Annotated in this window: 1 protein-coding gene and 1 pseudogene; one reads left to right on the top strand and one right to left on the bottom strand. The window is 51.9% G+C overall.

Annotated features, from left to right (window positions below):
• Positions 1-154, top strand: a pseudogene (locus R7R24_RS30245) (DNA polymerase III subunit epsilon); the annotation flags it as partial.
• Here R7R24_RS30245 and R7R24_RS30250 read toward each other — a convergent pair.
• Positions 155-524 (bottom strand): LysR substrate-binding domain-containing protein (locus R7R24_RS30250; RefSeq protein WP_318120656.1); only part of this gene is annotated, 370 nt, incomplete at its 5' end.

Raw genomic sequence — 524 nt, forward strand, 5'->3', positions numbered from 1 at the left:
TCAGTTAGACGATTTGCGCCGCTACTATCACCTGCCGGGGTACTTATCGCACTCAGCCGCCAGTGATGCCTTGGCGTGCGCGGAGTTGTTCTTGGTGCAAAGTAAAAAACTGACCGCGCTTCCGGATGTCACGTTGCGTCAGTTGATGCGCTGATCACGCCAACTCTTGCGCCAAAAAGTCGATCAATAACCGCACTTTTGGCGACAAATTGCGACTTTGCGGATACAGCGCCCAAATGCCTTCGCGATCGTCGCGGTAATCGGTCAGAACTTCGACTAACTCACCACTGTCTAACGCTTCTTGAACGTAGTAATCCGGCAGCTGCACTAAACCAAGCCCGCGTTTCGCTGCGTCCACCAAAGCAAAACCGCTGTTGCATTTAATCCGTCCCGACACGCGTAAAGATTTATCGCGTTTATTTTCCTTAAAGTGCCAATAGTCGACCGAGCCAACCAAGCACTGATGCCGTCCCAATTCCGACAACGTATGTGGCTCACCAAAACGCTCCAAGTACATCGGACTG

This window comes from Vibrio sp. 704 (assembly GCF_033339295.1).